This is a genomic window from Duganella sp. GW822-FHT06D06, assembly GCF_058799615.1.
Genome location: NZ_JBXALQ010000018.1, coordinates 40,162 through 58,438 on the forward strand (window position 1 = coordinate 40,162; position 18,277 = coordinate 58,438).

Here is an 18,277-nt window from a genome sequence, read left to right on the forward strand (position 1 = left end):
AGATTGCTATGGGCGCACGCCGCCCTAGTCCTGCATCGTAATCCGCACCAGGTCGGCGACGTTGTCGACCCCCAGCTTGGCCATCAGCCGCGCCTTGTGCACTTCCACCGTGCGCACGCTGATGCCCAGCGCCGGCCCGATCTCGCGGTTGTGGCGGCCCATGACCACCAATTGCATCACCTCGCGCTCGCGCGGCGTCAGCTCGCTCAGCAGGCTGACGCTGCGGCTGCGCCGCTGCTCTTCGCTGTGCACACTGCGCGCGCGCGCCAGCGCCTCGTCGATGGCGGCGAACAGCTTGACGTCGTCGAACGGTTTTTCCAGGAAGTCCACCGCATCCGCCTTGAACGCCGCGCGCGCCATGCTGACGTCGCCGTGGCCGCTCATGATGATCACCGGCAGCCCCCAGCCGCGCCGCAGCAATTCCATTTGCAGGCTCAGCCCGTCCATGCCGGACATGCGGATGTCGATCAGCATGCAGCCGCGCCAGGCCGGCTGCCACGATTGCAGGAACACTTCGCCGCTGGCGAACATCGCGGTGCGGTAGCCGCGCACGCCCAGCAACAGGCCCAGCGCGTCGCGCACGGACGGGTCGTCGTCGACGATGAATACGGTTAAATCACGCGGCATAGCTCACCTGCTCTCCATCCTGCTCCAACGGGCGCGCCAACGGCAGCGCCATCCTGAAAATTCCATGCTCGCCCACCTCGGCCCACAGCGATCCGCCGTGCGCCTCCATGATGGCGCGGCTCAGCACCAGCCCCAGTCCCAGGCCGCTGGCCTTGGACGACACAAACGGTTCGAACAGCCGCGCCGCCAGCGCCGCCGACACGCCCTTGCCGCTGTCCTCCACCGACAGCTGCAGGCAGCCGCCCCGCTGTTGCTTACCCTTGGCCTTGCGCTTGCCGTCCAGCCGCTGGCCCGACAAGGTGATGCGGCGCGCGCCGCGCGGCTGCTCCTGCACCGCCTCCAGCGCGTTGGCCATCAGGTTGCGCAGCACCAGCTCCAGCTGCAGGCGGTCGGCCAGGATCGCCAGCGGCGGGATCTCGCCCACCACCAGCTCGACGCCATGCTCGCGCAGCTGGGCAAAAAACTGCTGGCTGATGCCCGACACCAGCTGCCCGGCGTCGACCGGCTCCAGCTTCATCGCGCCGGTGCGGAAGAAATCGCGCAGCCGCCGCACCACGTCGGCGGCCCGGCCCGATTCGGCGATCATGCGCTGGATCGCGCCCTTGAGCACGTCCCCGCTCTCGCCCCGCTCCAGCAAATATTCGCACGCCTTGCCGTAGGCGCCCAGCGCCGTCAACGGCTGGTTCAATTCATGCGCCAGCGCGGCCGCCATCTCGCCGGCCGCCGCCAGCCGCATCGTCTGTTTGAGCTCGCTGGAGACCTTGCGCAGCTCGTCGACCGCGATGCCGATCGAAAAGCCCACCAGCGCCAGCACCGCGTCCAGCATCTGCAATTCGTGCACGGCGATATACACCGCGTGGTTCCATTTGACCAGCGCGCCTATGCCCGCCTGCAGCACAAACACCATCAGCGCCGTGCCGAACAGCCCCTGGCGGAACGCCGCCCAGATCACCGGCAAAAACAGGAAATAAAAATGCTTGAACTCCGAGGTGGCGATGCTGCCGAACACCATGTCCAGCACGCCGATCGCCAGCGCCAGGTAGGCCAGCGTCTCGGCCCGCCACACCGTCGCCCGCAGGCGCTGGCGGTCGCCGGCACTGGCCAGCATCCAGATCAGCGGCATCGACACCAGCACCCCGACCATGTCGCCGATGCCGAAGCGCAGCACCGCCTCGCCCCACTGCCCGGCCGGGATCAGCCCGGCCGCCGACAGCAGCGAGATGTAGCCGACATCGTTGACCATGGTGCCGACCACCACGATCAGCACCCACTGGAACAGGCGCTCGCGGCTGTCGAACACGCCGCCGTCGCCGAACCGGCGCCGCAACGCCGCGCCCAGCAGGCCGTAGCCGGCGCTCAGCCAAAGCGAACTCAGCAGGCTAACCGTCCAGCCGGCCGGCATGCCGCGCACCAGCAACTCGCCGCCCACCAGCGCCGCGAACCACGGCAGCGCCGCGCGCCAGCCGTGCCGCAGCCAGAACACCAGGCCCAGCGCCGGATCGGGATTCCACGGCGTGATGTTCAAGCCATACAAGGGGTCGATATAGGTCGCCCAGTCGAACAGCAGGTACAACGCGATGAAGGCGGGGAATTCCAGGTGACGCAGACGGGAGGGAGACATACGGGACGCTTTGTATCGTTATGTAGCATTATGCATTGCCAGAATTCATCGCGCATTGCTTTTCGCAACTACGCGTTCCCCTTACTTCCGCGCTTTTCCCCTATATGGCGATTACTTTTTGGTAAGTAGCAATTATTAAGGGAAAAGCGTAAGCCTTTACCCCAATTTACAATACGTTACACTGGATTTACGATACAGACACACGCCTCATGAGCGAGAAGACAGCAAAACAGCCACCCCTAGCAGCCCGATTCACATGAGAGACACCAGATGTCGCAGTTAATCACCCTCCGCTCCGGCGTGGCCGAGTTCAGCGGCCTGAAACAGCTACGCGAATCGTTCAAGCTGTCGCTGCGCGCCTCGCTGCAGCGCCGGGCCACCGGCGGCTGGCTGCAATTGCTCAACTCCCATCCGCTGTTCATGGACCTGGTCCAGGCCCGCCCGCGCCTGCTGTACAAGATTTACCGTCCCTACCTGAGCAACACGATGAGCTGCGCCCAGCGCGTCGAGCTGCTGCAACAGCACTACCGCTTCATCTTCCGCCAGGGCCTGGGGCCGCTGACGGTGCGCGCCGCGCGCGGCGGCGTGGAGCTGGGCAGCGTCGAGGGCAAGACCGGCCTGCGCTACCAACTGGAGCTGCGCGCCATCGAGCCGATGGAGCGTGAAGGCGAGCTGGTGCTGCAACTCAAGCAGGACGGCTTGCTGGTCTACAGCTGCGCGTTTTCCTTCCTGCAGGGGGTGCGCGGCATGGTGCTGGGCATAGGCTGCATGCAGGGCTCGAAGAGCGAACAGGGCCTGCAGGTGATCAAGGACGCCACCCGCGAGCTGCACGGCCTGCGGCCGAAGAATATGATGGTCAAGCTGCTGAGCCAGATCGGCCACGACTACGGCTGCGTCGAACTGCGCCTGGTCAGCAACGCCAACCGCGTGGTCTGCGGCGCCTCCCGCCAGGGCAAGGTGCTCGCCGATTACGACACGCTGTGGCAGGAGCTGGAAGCGAGCCGCCGCGCCGACGGCGACTGGCGCCTGCCGTGCGAGGCCATCGCGCCGCCGGACCTGGCGGCGATCGCCTCGAAGAAGCGCTCGGAAACGCGCAAGCGCCATGAGACGCTGGTCGACATCAGCGCCGCCATCCGCGCCGGCCTGAACGCGCCGCGCTTCGAGGCGGTGCCGACGCCGCCGGGCCAGAACTACAGCAGCCGCGCCACCGTCGCGCACGATGACGACGAATACGCATTGGCCTGAAAAATCCGGTACCATGGGTTTTTCGTCCAAGGAGAAATACCATGCGTGTGGATATTTATTACCGAGATGAAGCAAAAGGCAAACACAGCTATCTGGCTGTGCCGGAGGGCAAACCCATCCCCGAGGAAGCCACCAACACCGACTGGCATCCCGAGGCCAGCCAGGTCGAAGTCGACGACGGCCTCGACGATCTGTCCCGCTACCACATCGTTCACCCCCTGGAGCAGATAGGCGCCAAGGGGTATGCCATTACCAGCATCAGCGAACAGATGTAACTAGTACTCGATCGCGACATCCTTGGCGCCCAGCACCTGCTGGAGCGCCAGTTGCAGCTCGTCCGACGGCGCCACGCGCCACGCCTCGCCCAGTTGCACCACGCAACCCACGCCCTGCGGCGTGACGCGCGCCGACACCGGCAAGCCGTCCGCGTGGCGGTGCGGCGCCAGCACCTCGGCCATCTTGCGCACGTCCACCGAGGTCGGCAGCGCCATGCCCAGCTGCTTGCCGTAGTTGATGCGCGCCGTCACGATGTCGAACACCTTCTCGGCCGAGATCCGCAGGCCGCCGGAGAAGCGGTCTTCCGACACCTTGCCGACCACGGCCAGGAACTCGTCGTCCTTGAACATGCGCTTGTTCTCTTCGAACACTTCCGCATACACGGTGACCTCGACCACCGCCGTCTTGTCGTCCAGCGTGACGATCAGGATCTTGCCGCGCTGCGTCATCTGCGGGCGGATGCCGGTGATCACGCCGCACAGCATGCGCGGCTCGCGTGACGGCTCCAGCTCGGCCAGCTTGGTGCGGGCGAAGCGGCGCGCTTCCGGCGCGAACGAATCGAACATGTGGCCCGACAGGTAGAAGCCCAGCGCGATCTTTTCCTCGGCCAGCTTCTGGCGGTCGGTGAACGGCGCCGCCTTCACGTATTCGGGCGGCGCCACCAGGTCGGAATCGTCGCCGCCGAACAGGCTGACCTGGTTGGCCGCCTTGGCCTCCTGGTCGGCGCATTCCATCGCGAAGCTGACCGTGGCCAGCAGGATGGCGCGGTCGATCGCCAGGCAATCGAAGGCGCCCGCGCGTATCAGCGATTCGATGGTGCGGCGGTTGATCTGCTTCTTGTCGACCCGCTTGCAGAAATCGAACAGGCTGGTGAACGGACCGCCGGCGGTGCGGGCGGCGATGATGGCCTCGATCGCATTCTGGCCGGCGCCCTTGCAGGCGCCCAGGCCGTAGCGGATCTGCGTGACCTTCTTGCCGGTCACCGAAGGCGGCGGACCGTCCGGCATGAAGCGGAAGTCGGACTTGTTGATGTCCGGCGGCAGGATGGTCAGGCCGCAGATGTCGATCGAATCCTCGACCAGGATCTTGACCTTCTCGGTGTCCTCCATCGCCAGCGACATATTGGCCGCCATGAACGCGGCCGGATGGTGGGCCTTCAGGTAGGCCGTGTGGTAGGACAGCAGCGCGTAGGCGGCGGCGTGCGACTTGTTGAAGCCGTAGCCCGCGAACTTTTCCATCAAGTCGAAAATCTCGTCGGCCTTCTGCGCGGACAGGCCGTCCTTGGCGGCGCCGGCGCGGAAGATCTCGCGGTGCTCCGCCATCTCCTCGGCCTTCTTCTTGCCCATCGCGCGGCGCAACATGTCGGCGCCGCCCAGCGAGTAGCCGCCGACGATCTGCGCCATCTGCATCACCTGCTCCTGGTACACCATGATGCCGTAGGTTTCGGACAGAATCGACTCGGTGCGCGGATCGGGATAGTCGAATTTTTCGCCGTGCTTGCGCTTGCAGAAGTCCGGAATCAGGTCCATCGGGCCCGGACGGTACAGCGCCACCAGCGCGATAATGTCCTCGAAGCGGTCGGGACGGGCGTCTTTCAACATGCCCTGCATGCCGCGCGACTCCAGCTGGAACACGGCGACGGTTTTCGCCTTGGTCAGCAGCTCGTACGAAGGACGGTCGTTCAGCGGCAGGCGCGCCAGGTCGAACTCGGCCTCCTTCGGATCGAGCATCTTGATGTAGCGGACCGCGCGGTCCAGGATGGTCAAGGTGGTCAGGCCCAAGAAGTCGAACTTGACCAGGCCGACGGCTTCGACGTCGTCCTTGTCGTACTGCGACACCACGCCGCCGTCGCCGCCCTGGGTGTACAGCGGGCAGAAGTCGGTCAGCTTGCCCGGCGCGATCAGCACGCCACCGGCGTGCATGCCGATGTTGCGGGTGATGCCTTCGACCTGTTGCGCCAGGTCCAGCAGCTGCGCCACTTCTTCCTCGTTCTGCTGGCGCTCCTTGAGCATCGGCTCCTCCTCGATCGCCTCGGCGATCGACACCGGCTTGCCCGGCTTGAACGGAATCAGCTTGGAGACGCCGTCGCAGAAGTTGTAGCCGAAGTCCATCACGCGGCCGACGTCGCGGATCGCGCCCTTGGCCGCCATGGTACCGAAGGTGGCGATCTGCGACACCGCGTCGCGGCCGTACAGGTCCTTGACGTGCTGGATCACGAGGTCGCGCTTTTCCTGGCAGAAGTCGATGTCGAAGTCGGGCATCGAAACGCGTTCGGGATTGAGGAAACGTTCGAACAGCAGGTTGTACTTCAGCGGATCGAGGTCGGTGATCTTCAGCGCGTACGCCACCAGCGAGCCCGCGCCCGAACCCCGGCCCGGGCCGATCGGCACGTCGTTGTTCTTGCCCCACTGGATGAACTCGGCCACGATCAGGAAGTAGCCGGGGAACTTCATGTTGATGATGGTGTTGTTCTCGAACTCCAGCCGCGCCTCGTAGCGCTCCCGTTGCGCCTCGCGCTTGACCGGATCCGGATACAGCTGCTCCAGCCGTTCCTCCAGGCCCTTCTTGGTTTCCGCGCGCAGGAACTCGTCGATGGTCATGCCCGGGGTCGGGAAGTTCGGCAGTTGCGGCTTGCCCAGGGTCAGCGTCAGGTTGCAGCGCTTGGCGATCTCCACCGAGTTTTGCAGCGCGGCCGGCAGGTCGTGGAACAGCTCGCGCATCTCGGCCTGCGACATGAAACGCATCTGCTCGTTGAAGCGGCGCACCCGCTTGTTATTGGCCAGCATTTCGCCTTCGGCGATACAGGTGCGCGCCTCGTGCGCGATGAACTCGTCCTGGCGGATGAACTGCATCGGATGGGTCGCCACCACGGGCAGGCCCAGCTTGGCGGCCAGCGCCACCGCGTGGCGCACCTGGGCTTCCTGGTTGGCCTGGCCGGCGCGCTGGATCTCGATGTAGAAGTGGCCGGGGAAGATCTGCGCCCACTTCTCGGCGTTTTTCTCGGCCAGCGCCGGGTTGCCGTTTTCAATCGCCGTGCCGACGTCGCCGAAGTGCGCGCCGGACAGCGCGATCAGGGCGTCGGCCGGATTGACGTCGGGCAGCAGCGCATAGGTCTTGGCGGTGCGTTCGACCAGCCACTCGGTGCGGATCTCGGCGCGGCCCTTGTACTGGTTGGTCAGCCAGGCTTGCGACAGCAGCTCGCACAGCTGCAGGTAGCCCATGTGGTTTTTGGCGAACAACATCAGGCGATGCGGCTTGTCGCGGTTGTCGTCGTTGGTGATCCAGACGTCGACGCCGACCACCGGCTTGATGCCCTTGCCGCGCGCGGCCTTGTAGAACTTGACCATGCCGAACATATTGGACAGGTCGGTGACGGCCAGCGCGGCCTGCTTGTCCTTGGCGGCGGTGGCGACCAGGTCGTCGATGCGCACCAGGCCGTCGACGATGGAGTACTCCGAGTGCACCCGCAGATGGACGAAGTCCGGTCCCGCCTTGGCGACGGTGGGGACCATCGCCTGGGTTGCCGCCACTTCTTGTTCGTTTGCTACCATGTTCATATGCCGCTCAATGCTGGTTCAATAACCAGCTATTTTACCGTGCGGCGGCCGGGTTCGATGAATCTGATTTACAGCCCCGTTTGCGCCAGTTCGGCATGCAGTGTTACGCTGTACGTACGATAGGTGAATGAATAGCGCAGACCTGATCAAGCAACTTGAACGAGCTGGCTGGATACTCCGCCATGTGAGGGGATCCCACCACATCTACTCGCATCCGATCCGGGGCGGCCATATAAGCGTGCCCCATCCTAAAAAGGATCTTGGGAAAGGGCTAGTTCAAAAGCTATTCAAGCAGGCAGGACTGAAATAGGACATCATCATGAGATATCCGATTGCAATTGAACTCGGTGACGCAACCCATGCTTTTGGCGTTGTCATACCTGATCTTCCCGGTTGTTTCTCTGCGGGCGACACGCTGGATGAGGCGATCGACAATGCTGGCGAAGCTGCAGAACTCTGGCTGGAAACTGTGATTGCGGAAGGAGGCGATGTTCCGCCGCCACGTTCTTTCGCAGAACACCATGCGAACCCTGAATTTTCCGGGTGGGTTTGGGCGATAATTATGATCGACCTAACAACACTAAAAATCAGGAACGCCGCCCAAACTGCTCGCAGATCTGGCACATCTTAGAGGCACCTTGGCGACGCCCGATTGGCGCAATCAACCTGATCGACATTGGTCCGCTCGAAGACCCACGCCAGCGTCATCGACGCATCAAGTACGAGCTTCATTTTCGGCCTTCAGCAATCCAGCCCTCTATTTCATCAATACTGACGCCCTGGATTTTCTTAAACTGCCTCATTTCCTCGACAGACGCTGCGCGCCAGGCCTGCATCCGGCGCAGGATATCTCCCGCTTTGGTCTCCAGTCCCTCTTTGTCCAAGTAGAAATCCGGATTTTTGGCCAATAGTTCCGGATCATCCGTGGTGGAATCGACATCGCCAAAGAGTTCGTCAAGCAGCAAAAAAAGCGGCTCATCCAGTTGTTCTGTCTCAGCCTGGAAGCGTTCCATGAAAGCGACACTGAACTCCTGGATGGAAAGCTTATGAGCCAGAAAGCGCTCCAGCAACTCGCAATACATTTCAAATGCATTATTCACGATGTCCCTCCTCCCAACCTGCCAGTTCTAATGACATACTCTAGTTGCAGTGAACTTAATCTCCAAGCGGAAAGATAGTCTCCGCTGAGCGACCGGATCACATTCAGCCCGGAATCGATGTCAACAAAATGCGTAACCGGACGGTTCCGATAATACCCTTTTCGCAACAGCGTACCAGGCGATTCAACGTGCCTCCTCAACGCCCGCTGAAATGCGAAGAGCCTCTTGAGATTTGCGTTTCCAACAACGCCAAAACTACTTAGCTTAGAGGTCGTCTGGGCTGACCTCGATGAACGGGCCGTTTCCGCGCTCTTTCACCCGCAGCTCATCTTCCAGGTCTTCAATACGATCCAAAAGCTGCTCATAGTCCCTCGCCTGCCGCGAGCTGTTAGTTGCATCCCCTTGCTCACCAGGATGCGATACCAGCCATTCCCGCAAAGCTCGGTTGATACGCGTCTGCCAACCAGGGCCATCCACCTTGAATGCGGCAACGACATCGCGATCCAGCCGCAGTTTGACCGCGACTTTGGTCGTGGCTTGCAAAAGACGTCCATGCCTCACCAACGCCCCTTTACGATACATATTCGCTGCCGCAAACCACGCCTCCGTCAATTCCGGCGCATCATCCTTGTCGACCAGATTGGCTTTTGAAAAATCTTGTTTCTTTCTCATTTGCGTACCTCATCGAAATGATGCGCCGCGCATCGCCACGTACTTATTCTAGCCCCATTAGATATCCGCAGAATTGGCGCGGCCAATTCCCGGCTTGGCATCAGGCGCCCAATGGTGCCTATTTTTGTGGCATTCTGGATGAAATCCTATGCAACCCGCGTATAATGTCGGCTCTTCACAATTTTTGATCATGTCCACCATGCACGCTAATACTGCTTTACAAGCTGAAGCGCATGCCGCCGCCATCGCTGCCGCTGCCGCTCACGTCAACATCGCCGCCTACAAGTTCGTCACCTTCGACGACACCGAAACGATGCGCCCGCTGTACCAGGACATCTGCCAGCGGTTGGCGCTGAAAGGCACCATCCTGCTGACGCCGGAAGGCATCAATATGTTCCTGTCCGGTCCGCGTTCGCACATCGACGAGTTCCTGGCCTGGGTCCGCAGCGACGCCCGCTTCGCCGACCTGGAAGTGAAGGAAAGCTATTCGGTCGAGCAGTCGCACAAGCGCATGCTGGTCAAGATCAAAAAAGAAATCATCACCATGCGCATGCCGCTGATCAAGCCGGAAGAAGGCCGCGCGCCCTTCGTCGAGGCGCACACGCTCAAGCGCTGGCTCGACAGCGGCGTCGACGACCACGGCCGTCCGGTGGTCATGGTCGACACCCGCAACGATTTCGAAGTCGACGTCGGCACCTTCGACCACACGGTCGACTACCGCATCAAGAAATTCACCGAGTTCCCGGAAGTGATCGCCGCCCACAAGGACGACTTCGCCGGCAAGACCGTGGTCACCTTCTGCACCGGCGGCATCCGCTGCGAAAAAGCGGCGATCCACATGCAGAACATCGGCTACGACAACGTCTACCAGCTCGAAGGCGGCATCCTCAAGTACTTCGAGGAAGTCGGCGGCGCCCACTACACCGGCGACTGCTTCGTGTTCGACTACCGTACCGCGCTCAATCCGAAACTGGAGCCGACCGAAACCGTGCAATGCTTCGTCTGCCGCGCCGTGGTCACGCCGCGCCAGCAACTGGCGCCGGAATACGTGTACGAGGTGTCGTGCCCGCACTGCTACGGCAAGGACAAGGCCGCGCAAGCGAACTGACATTTCGCCGGATGCCCATTGCCTGGGCGATAATAAATCCGCATAATCCGCCATCGCCGCCCAAACGCGGCAACCAAAAAAAACAGACCGCGCAGGTCTGTTTTCACATCGAGGCAATATGGGTATCTATCGGTTGATCCTGGCGATGCTGGTCGCCATTTCGCACGTGGGCGTCACGTTCTGGGGCTACAACCCGGGCGTGGTGGCGGTGGTCTCGTTCTTCCTGCTGAGCGGCTACGTGATGACCATGTTGATCGGCAAATACTACGACCGCCCGGGCGCCGTGCCCGCCTTCTACCTGGACCGCGCCGCCAGGCTGTTCCCGCAGTTCCTGTTCTATATGCTGCTGGCCGCGCTGTGCATCCACTTCCTGCATCTGGAGTCGCCGTCCTTCCTGAGCCAGCTCAACGGCGTCAAATGGCTGCTCAACTTCCTGATCCTGCCGCAAGGCTTTTATATGTACTGGGCCGACGGCGCGCTGGTGCTGCCGCAAACCTGGTCGCTCGGACTGGAGCTGACGTTCTACCTGGCGATCCCGTGGATCCTGATCCAGTGGCCGCGGCGCGGCGTCTACCTGCTGTCGGCCGCCTCGCTGCTGGTGTATTGCTGCGCGTATTCCGGCCTGATCAACTCCGACCATTTCGGCTATCGCCTGCTGCCGGGCACGCTGTTCATGTTCCTGTTCGGGGCCTCGCTCAATCGCGACACGGCCGGCGCGCGGCGCTACCGCGGCGCCGTCTACGCCGTGCTGGCGCTGCTGTACGCGGGCCTGTTCTTCAGCCCGCGCCTGTACGGATTGAATTTCAATAAGGAAGTGCTGGCCGGACTGCTGATCGGCATACCGGTCGTGATGGCGATCCGCAGCCGCGCATTCTCGCGCCTCGACGAGTTCCTGGGCAACCTGAGCTATGGCGTGTTCCTGAACCACTTCCTGCTGATCTGGGTGATCCAGAAGGCCACCGGCCAGGCTATCGAACAGACCAACGTGCCCTTGTTGCTGGCGGCGTCCATGCTGCTGGCGCTGCTGTCCTACCTGCTGGTCGAGCGGCCGGCGCTGCGCTGGCGGCACCGGATGCGCCAGCAGAAATCGGCGCTCGCGACGCAGGCCCAGGCGATATCCAAGACCGCATGAGCGCCGCCGGTAGGCGCGGCCGCGCGCCCCATCGCCAGGCGGCGCATGGTAAAGTAAGGCGGTAGACAATAGCGGCACGCGCCACGCGCTGCGCCGGCCGATAGCAATGAAAGTTCACAGCACCGTGATGATGAAAACCGATGCGCGCGGCCAGTTGGCTCGGGCAATGACACTGATCTCCGAAGGCCGGCTGGCAGAAGCGCTGCCCGTGCTCGAACCGCTGGCCACCGGGGCCGACCGCCCCAACGCGCTGCAGGCCTGCATAACGCTGGCGATGGTCTTCAACAATCTGGGACGTTTAGGCGAGGCGGAGCGCTGGGCGCAATCCGCTTCCGCCATGGCGCCGACCGACGTGCGTCCGTTATATCTGCTGCTGGGCATCTATGACAATCTGGGGGACTTCGGTCAGGCGTATCGCGTGGCCGTGCAAATCGGCGAGCGCCCGGTTCCGCTGGAGCTGCTTGGCGCCTACTGCCAGGCCACCGTCAGGCAGGCCGATTTTGCGCGGTTCGACCGCCTGGGTGACGTCTTCGCCACGCTGGCGCAGGTACCGGCTGAGCAGCTGCCGGGCTATATCGCCAGCCTGAGCGTGCGTAGCCGGGTATGCTCCGCCGACAGCCTGGCAAGATTCCTCGCGCTGCAAATCAAGTGGGGCGCGCACATGATGCAAGAGGCCCAGGCCCATCCCTTGTCCGACGCGACCCGCCAAATTGCCGAACGCCAGCGCAATCGCGATGGCCGCCTGCGCATCGGCTTCTACGTGCTGTCGAATATCGCGGAAGCGCAGCGGCTGCTGAAGCCCATCGTCGAGCGCCTTGACCGCAGTCTGTTCGAAGTATGCCTTGCCTTCATCGAGAACGGTGCAGGCGTAGCCACCGACGACTCGTTTACCGGTCTGTTCGAGCAGGTGATCGTCATTGCACGTGGCAACAACCGCAGCGTAGCCGACAAGCTGGCCCAATTGAGCTGCGACATCCTGATTGATCTTAACGGACTGCAGGCGCCCTCAACGCGGCTGGGAGCCATGGCCTGGCGCGTGGCGCCGCTTCAACTGTCGTGGACCGGGCAACCGAACACCTGCGGCCTGCCGGCGCTGGACTACATGATTGTTGACGAGGTGCTGGCCGCTGATGGTGTCGGTTGCCTGAATGCGACCCTGGCCCTACCCGGGGCATTTGCCTGCTTTGGCGCCATGCCGGATTTTCCTTTGGCGAGCACCCTGCCCTCGCAGCAAAACCAGTATCCGACCTTTGGCGTGGGTGTCGATCCAGGCAAGTACACGCCTGGAACAATGGCGATGTGGGCCGCCATTCTTCATGGCAGCAAGGATGCGCATCTGGCGTTCCTGCGCCCGGAATATGCCAGCGCTGCGCTGCAAAGCAATATCCTGGACGCCTTCGGCCGCCATGGCGTCGGACGCGAACGCATCGAATTCTGGTGCGAGAAATCCCCGCAGCGCGAGCACATGAAAGCCTACGACAGGATCGACGTACTGCTCGACAGCTACCCGAAGACCGGCGGCATCGGCATGCTGGAAGCGCTGCACATGGGCGTGCCGGCGGTGACGCTGGAAGGCGACGCGGTGCAATTGCGGGTCGGCGCCAGCCACCTGCATGCGGTCGGCCTCGACGACCTGCGCGCGCGCACAACGGAACAATACATCGAGAAGGCGGTGGCGCTGGCGGCTGACTGGGAGCGCCGCGCCCTGTTGCGCGCCACCTTGCGCCAGCGCCTGGCACAGTCGGCCTACGCCGACATCGGGCAATTTTCCGCAGGATTCAACAATGCCATGAAAAACCTGGCCGGCCACCCTGCGCTGGCCGACCGCTCCCCCCACAGAAAGGAAAGCAGTTCAATGAACGATCAACAAACCATCAACATGGATGGCAAGCAATACCTGTTAAGCGCGCTGTCTGCGGAATCCAAGGCGCAGCTGCAAATGTACCAGGCGACCGAGCAGCGCATCGCCGAACTGCAGCGCGACCTGGCCATCATGCAGACGGCGCGGGTCGCCTATGGCCAGGCGTTGAAGGCCTCGCTGGCCAGCCTCGGCTGATCCCCTCGGGCAGTCACTGCAGCGAACGCGGCAATGCTTCGCGCAACGCGTTCTCATAGGCCATCTTGGCCGTCAGATAGACCGCCAGCTTGGCATTCAAGCGGGCGATCTCCCCTTCGACAAACTGCAGATTGCCTACCTGGCTGCGCGCTTCGTCGTTCAAATCGGCCACGCGGTAGCTGGTGCCGTTGACGGTTACTTCGAGTTCCGGTTCCATCGCATTCCCTGTCATCCTGTACGCACTCCGCTCAACGGAAATACACGGCCATCGCGCGCACGTCGTCGGCCGACAGCGTACCGGCCGCCGCGCGCAGTTTCAGCTGCGACAGCACATAGGTGTAGCGGGCCTGGGCCAGGTCGCGCTCGGTGGCGCTCAGTTGCCGCTGCGCGTCCAGCAAATCCAGATTGATGCGCACGCCACCCTTGATGCTTTGCTCGGTCGCCTTGACCAGCAAGCGTCCCGAATCGGCCGCCTTCATCAGAGCGGCGATGCGCGCGACGCTGCTGACCACGGAATCGTAATCCTTGCGCAACTCCAGTAGCGCCTTGTCCGTTTCTGTTTGCAGGTCGGCCTTGGCTTTTTCGCGTCCGGCCACGGCCTGCCGGGTGGTCGCATTGACCGCGCCGCCCGAATACAGCGGTATGGTCAGTTGGAAACCGATGCTGCGCGAGGTGGTGTCCTGGTTGATGGTGCTGGTCGAGTCCGAAGTGCTTTTGCCATAGGTACCCACCAAATCGAGCCGCGGTGTATGCCCTGCGCGCGCCTTGTTGATTTCCTGCTGGTTGATGTCGACGGCAAGCTGCTTGGCTTTCAGTTCAGGATTGCGCTCCAGCGCCACCCGCTTCCAGGCGTCAAAACTGAGCGTGTCGTCCGGGCTGCCGCGGAAGTCGGGCGCGAGCTTTTCCAGCTCGCCGACATCTCCGCCGATGATCGCGGCCAGGCTGGTGCGGGTGGCGGCCAGATTATCCTGGGCCTCCAGCAGGGCCGCCTCGGCGACGTCGAGGCGGGCGCGGGTTTCCAGCATATCGGTGCGCGTGCCTTCGCCCTTGGCGAACATCAGGTCGTTGACCTTCATCCGTTCGACATAGGTATCGCGTTCGATCCGCGCCAGCGCCAGCTGATCCTCCTTGAACAGCGCCTCGATATAGGCGCCGACCACGCGCAGCACCACTTGCTGCTGCTCGCTCAAGTAGACAGCGCCGCTGTAATCGGTCTGCAGCAGACCTTCCTTGTAGCGCGCCAGCGCATCCAGACTGAACAACGGCTGGCGCACCTGGATGGTGGCGGAGCGGCTGTAGTAAACCGGATTGATCGTCCTATCGTTTTGCGTGATATCGGTACGATTCTTGCTGCCGGAGACACTGGCCGAAATATTCGGCAGCAAGCCCGACAAACCCAGCGCCTTGCTTTCCTTGCCGCCTTCGTTGGCATAATAGGCCGCGCGGAAGACCGTATCGTTTTTCAAGGCCGCGTTATAGGCTTCCATCAGACCCAGGGCGGCGGCGCTGGTGGCGTGCAGCATGGCGCCGGCGCCCAGCAGCGCCGCCAGCAGCGCCGCCGGTTTTGGAGCTCTTGTACGCATCGTCATCATTCCTCCGTCATCGAGGTCTTGGCGCGGTCGACAACCGGTTTCAGCAGGTAGCTCATCATGGTGCGCTCGCCGGTCTTGACGAACAGCTCCACCGGCATGCCGGCCCGCACTTCCAGTTTATTGTGTTGCATCATCTTCATGCCCTCGGGCGTCACACGCGCCTGGACGCTGTAATACGGCGAGCCATTGTGTTCGTCGGTCAAGCGGTCCGCCGACACTTTGGTCACCACCCCGGGCACGTGCGGAGTGGTGTTGCTGTTAAACGCGGAGAACATCAGTTCGACCGGCAGGCCGGTGTGCACCTTGTCGACCAGATTGACGGCCAATCGGCCCTCGACGATCAGGGTGTCTTCCATCGGCACGATGTCCATCATCCGGAAGCCGGGCTGCACCACGGCGCCCCGCGTGAACACGGCCAGACCGATCACCACGCCGTCCACCGGTGAGCGTACCTCGGCATTGTTGACCGAATAGTTTTCCGCAACCTGGCGGCTGCTCAGCGCCAGCACTTCCTTTTGAACGTCGGCCAACTGGATGCGCACATCGCGTTGATACTCCTGATTGCGCTGGGCCACTTTCAGGCTCAGCTCGGACATCTGGCGCTGGATATGGCCGATGGTGCCCAAATCCTCGGCGATGGAGCCGTTGAGCTGGACATAAGTACGCTCATAGTCAAGCACCTTGCTGCGCGCGACATAGCCTTCGCGCTCCAGGTCTTTCAGGTTATCGAACTGCTCCTTGACGATGCGGGCCTGAGCCATCTTGCTCTCGCGCGAAGACTGAACCCCGGCCAACTGCGACTTCAGGCCACCGATACTTTCTGCCACTGCCGCCAGCTCGCTATGGAGCGCGGACTGCCGTGAACTCATCAACTGAGTCTGCAGCGCGATATTTTCGATCACGCGCGGATCGGTCTTGCTGTTCTCCAACTGCACGGGGAAGGTCAGGCTGCTCTTGCCATCGCGCTCGGCAAGCAGGCGCGCTTCGGCTGCCAGGTTGGCGATCAGCTGGGTCCTGCTGATGTCCGCTTGCGCCACCACTTGGACATTGTTCATCCGGACCAGCAACTGGCCTTTTTTGACAAGATCGCCTTCCTTGACCAGGATCTCGTCGACGGTGCCGCCGATCTGATACTGGACCGCCTTGCGGTTGCCCTCGTTGGTCACCGTGCCGGACAAGGGCACGCCCTTGTCCAGCGGCGCGAAGCATGCCCAGACCAACATGCCGAGCACCCCGACCAGGACGATGATCCAGCCCAGCCGGCTGTAACCGCTGGCGTCGGTATTTACCGTCAGCGGCGTGACATCATGGGAAATGACATCGCTAGCCAATGCCTTGGTATCTATCAGTTTCATATTCATGCTTACTCCGTGGTGGCATTGCCTGCCGCTTGGGCAGCCAATTGCGTCTGCTGCTGTTCTTGCTGCTGGGCTTGTTGCTGCGTCTGCTGGGCCTGCTGCTGGGCCTGCTGCGCCTGCTGCTGTGCCTGTTGGGCCTGCTGCTGGGCCTGTTGGGCCTGTTGGGCTTGCTGCTGGGCCAGCGCGTTCTTTTGATTTTGCTGCTGCAGCGCAGTCAGCACCTGGTCGGTCGGCCCGAACATTTCAACCATGCCATCGCGCAGCAACAGCAGCTTGTTGGTCACGCCAATCGCACTGGTGCGGTGGGTAATCAGGACGATGGTCTTGCCTTGTTGGCGCAGCTCGGCGACCGCGCGCACCAGCGCCTGCTCACCCACGTCATCCAGGTTGGAATTGGGCTCATCGAGCACGATCAGCGACGGGTCGCCGTACATTGCGCGCGCCAGGCCGAGGCGCTGGCGCTGGCCGCCGGACAAACCGGCGCCGCCGTCGCCGAGCATCGTGTCGTACCCGTCGGGCAGATGCAAAATCATGTCATGCACGCCTGCGCGCTTGGCGGCCAGCACCACTTTTTCCGCATCGACTTCGCCGAAACGGGCGATGTTGTCGACGATCGTGCCGCCGAACAGTTCGATGTCCTGCGGCAGGTAGCCAATGCTCGGTCCCAGCTCAGCCTTGTTCCAGCTATAGATATCGGCGCCATCCAGGCGCACCTTGCCACCGGCGGCCGGCCACACGCCGACCAGCAAACGCGCCAGGGTCGACTTGCCCGAACCACTGGGGCCTATCACGCCCAGCACGTCGCCAGGCATGATGGCGAAGTTGACATTCTTCAGCAGCGCAGCCTTCACGCCTGGCGGCGAGGCAATCACGTTCTCGACTGCCAGGTGGCCCGAAGGCTTGGGCAGCGGCATGCCGGAGCCACGCGGCGGATTTTTTTCCAACAGGGCCTGCAAGCGTTCGTAGGCGCTGCGCGTGCTGCTGAAGGATTTCCACACGCCGATCACTTGCTGCACCGGCGCCAGCGCGCGGCCCAGCAGAATCGAGGCGGCAATCATCATGCCGGAAGTGATTTTGCCATCCAGAACCAACAGCGCGCCAAAGCCCAGCACCAGCGACTGCAAAGAGACCTGCACAAACTTGGTGAGGGCGCCCACCACGCCAGCCTTTTCGCTCGCTTCCGCCTGCAGGTGCAGGAATCGGCCGTGCAGCTTGAACCATCGGCCCATCAGGTTGGGCAGCATGCCCATCGATTCAATCACTTCGGCATTGCGCAGATTGTTGGTGGCCAGCGCGCTGGCCGCGATCGACATGCCGTTGGCTTCGGCCATCGGCTTTTTCGTCACGCGTTCATTGATGACGGCCAGGATGACCAGCAGGCTCGTTCCGCCCAGCGCGAACAAGCCCAGCATCGGCTCGAACAGGAAGATGACCAGCAGGTAAATCGGAAACCACGGCGCGTCAAAGAATGCAAACAAGGCATTGCCGGTCAAGAATTGACGCAGCGAGGTCAGGTCCTGCAGCGCCTGGCCGGCATTGCCGCCCGCCTGCTTCAGATTCTGCTCGAAGGCGGCGGTGTAGACGCGGCGGTTGAGTTTCATGTCGAACTGCGCCCCCACCCGCACCAGCACAAAACTGCGTATCAATTCCAGCGCGCCCAGCAGTACGTAGGCACCCAGCATCATCAAGGTCAGCATCAGCAAGGTGATCTCGTTGCGGCTTTGCAGCACGCGATCGTACACCTGCAGCATGTACAGCGACGGCGCCAGCATCAACAAATTGGTGATCGCGCTGAAAACGCCCACGGTGTAAAAGGTGCTCTTAAAACTGAGCAAGATCTGCTCAATTTCGTTTTTTGGATTCAATAGTGGTTTCATAGGTTCTAGCTGACTAGCAACGGCGATATAACGCAGGGAAAGACGCGATTGACGGT

16 protein-coding genes and 1 pseudogene are annotated in these 18,277 nt (G+C 62.4%); 7 read left to right on the forward strand and 10 right to left on the reverse strand.

What is annotated here, in order from left to right; all coding sequences use genetic code 11:
• Positions 1–24: 24 nt before the first annotated feature.
• Together AC1RMD_RS25535 and AC1RMD_RS25540 are read right to left on the reverse strand one after the other, a co-directional pair.
• Entirely contained in the window at positions 25–627 is a 603-nt protein-coding gene (locus AC1RMD_RS25535; protein ID WP_492930669.1) for a response regulator transcription factor, read from the reverse strand.
• On the reverse strand, positions 617–2,248 hold the full coding sequence (locus AC1RMD_RS25540; protein WP_492930671.1) for a sensor histidine kinase: 1,632 nt from the start codon (positions 2,246–2,248) through the stop codon (positions 617–619). Before AC1RMD_RS25540 ends, AC1RMD_RS25535 begins: the two co-directional genes overlap by 11 nt.
• A 270-nt stretch (positions 2,249–2,518) precedes the next feature.
• On the opposite strand from AC1RMD_RS25540, the gene AC1RMD_RS25545 reads away from it, so the two are divergent.
• The gene (locus AC1RMD_RS25545) at positions 2,519–3,493 is read left to right on the forward strand and encodes a VirK/YbjX family protein (protein WP_492930673.1); all 975 of its coding nucleotides are present in this window, start codon (positions 2,519–2,521) and stop codon (positions 3,491–3,493) included.
• 41 nt (positions 3,494–3,534) lie between these two features.
• The gene (locus tag AC1RMD_RS25550; protein ID WP_492930675.1) at positions 3,535–3,768 is read left to right on the forward strand and encodes a DUF6139 family protein; all 234 of its coding nucleotides are present in this window, start codon (positions 3,535–3,537) and stop codon (positions 3,766–3,768) included.
• Here the strand turns inward: AC1RMD_RS25550 and dnaE are convergent, their stop codons facing one another.
• A complete protein-coding gene (gene dnaE, locus AC1RMD_RS25555; RefSeq protein ID WP_492930677.1) occupies positions 3,769–7,326 on the reverse strand; it encodes a DNA polymerase III subunit alpha in 3,558 nt (1,185 codons plus the stop codon).
• Positions 7,327–7,453: 127 nt separating this feature from the next.
• Between dnaE and AC1RMD_RS25560 the strand changes: the two genes are divergently transcribed.
• Positions 7,454–7,636 carry a type II toxin-antitoxin system HicA family toxin gene (locus AC1RMD_RS25560; RefSeq protein WP_492930679.1) on the forward strand — a complete coding sequence of 61 codons (183 nt, stop codon included), beginning with the start codon at positions 7,454–7,456 and terminating at the stop codon, positions 7,634–7,636.
• A gap of 9 nt (positions 7,637–7,645) precedes the next feature.
• Entirely contained in the window at positions 7,646–7,957 is a 312-nt protein-coding gene (locus tag AC1RMD_RS25565) for a type II toxin-antitoxin system HicB family antitoxin (RefSeq protein WP_492930681.1), read from the forward strand.
• A gap of 97 nt (positions 7,958–8,054) precedes the next feature.
• Here AC1RMD_RS25565 and AC1RMD_RS25570 read toward each other — a convergent pair whose 3' ends face one another.
• The 3 genes and pseudogenes from AC1RMD_RS25570 to AC1RMD_RS25580 all read right to left on the reverse strand — a co-directional run bounded on the left by AC1RMD_RS25570 (position 8,055) and on the right by AC1RMD_RS25580 (position 9,098).
• Entirely contained in the window at positions 8,055–8,426 is a 372-nt protein-coding gene (locus AC1RMD_RS25570; protein WP_492930683.1) for a colicin immunity domain-containing protein, read from the reverse strand.
• A pseudogene (locus AC1RMD_RS25575) lies at positions 8,423–8,674 on the reverse strand (colicin D domain-containing protein); the annotation flags it as partial. The gene AC1RMD_RS25570 and the pseudogene AC1RMD_RS25575, both read right to left, overlap by 4 nt.
• Positions 8,675–8,690: 16 nt before the next feature.
• Positions 8,691–9,098: a BrnA antitoxin family protein gene (locus AC1RMD_RS25580; protein ID WP_492930685.1), complete on the reverse strand. Its 408-nt coding sequence runs from the start codon at positions 9,096–9,098 to the stop codon at positions 8,691–8,693.
• A 199-nt stretch (positions 9,099–9,297) separates the two neighbouring features.
• Between AC1RMD_RS25580 and AC1RMD_RS25585 the strand changes: the two genes are divergently transcribed.
• From AC1RMD_RS25585 to AC1RMD_RS25595, 3 genes are all read left to right on the forward strand, one after another.
• On the forward strand, positions 9,298–10,206 hold the full coding sequence (locus tag AC1RMD_RS25585) for a sulfurtransferase (protein WP_492930687.1): 909 nt from the start codon (positions 9,298–9,300) through the stop codon (positions 10,204–10,206).
• A 118-nt stretch (positions 10,207–10,324) separates the two neighbouring features.
• On the forward strand, positions 10,325–11,338 hold the full coding sequence (locus AC1RMD_RS25590; RefSeq protein WP_492930689.1) for an acyltransferase family protein: 1,014 nt from the start codon (positions 10,325–10,327) through the stop codon (positions 11,336–11,338).
• Positions 11,339–11,468: 130 nt separating this feature from the next.
• Positions 11,469–13,394: an O-linked N-acetylglucosamine transferase family protein gene (locus tag AC1RMD_RS25595; RefSeq protein ID WP_492930691.1), complete on the forward strand. Its 1,926-nt coding sequence runs from the start codon at positions 11,469–11,471 to the stop codon at positions 13,392–13,394.
• Positions 13,395–13,407: 13 nt separating this feature from the next.
• Here AC1RMD_RS25595 and AC1RMD_RS25600 read toward each other — a convergent pair whose 3' ends face one another.
• From AC1RMD_RS25600 to AC1RMD_RS25615, 4 genes are read right to left on the reverse strand one after another with little or no spacing between them, the layout of a single operon-like run.
• Positions 13,408–13,611 carry a DUF6447 family protein gene (locus AC1RMD_RS25600; protein ID WP_492930693.1) on the reverse strand — a complete coding sequence of 68 codons (204 nt, stop codon included), beginning with the start codon at positions 13,609–13,611 and terminating at the stop codon, positions 13,408–13,410.
• A 31-nt stretch (positions 13,612–13,642) separates the two neighbouring features.
• Complete coding sequence (locus AC1RMD_RS25605) at positions 13,643–14,977, reverse strand: TolC family outer membrane protein (protein WP_492930695.1); 1,335 nt, start codon at positions 14,975–14,977, stop codon at positions 13,643–13,645.
• Between the two features lie 5 nt (positions 14,978–14,982).
• Positions 14,983–16,347: an HlyD family type I secretion periplasmic adaptor subunit gene (locus AC1RMD_RS25610; RefSeq protein WP_492930697.1), complete on the reverse strand. Its 1,365-nt coding sequence runs from the start codon at positions 16,345–16,347 to the stop codon at positions 14,983–14,985.
• Between the two features lie 2 nt (positions 16,348–16,349).
• Complete coding sequence (locus tag AC1RMD_RS25615; protein WP_492930699.1) at positions 16,350–18,221, reverse strand: type I secretion system permease/ATPase; 1,872 nt, start codon at positions 18,219–18,221, stop codon at positions 16,350–16,352.
• Positions 18,222–18,277: the final 56 nt, after the last annotated feature.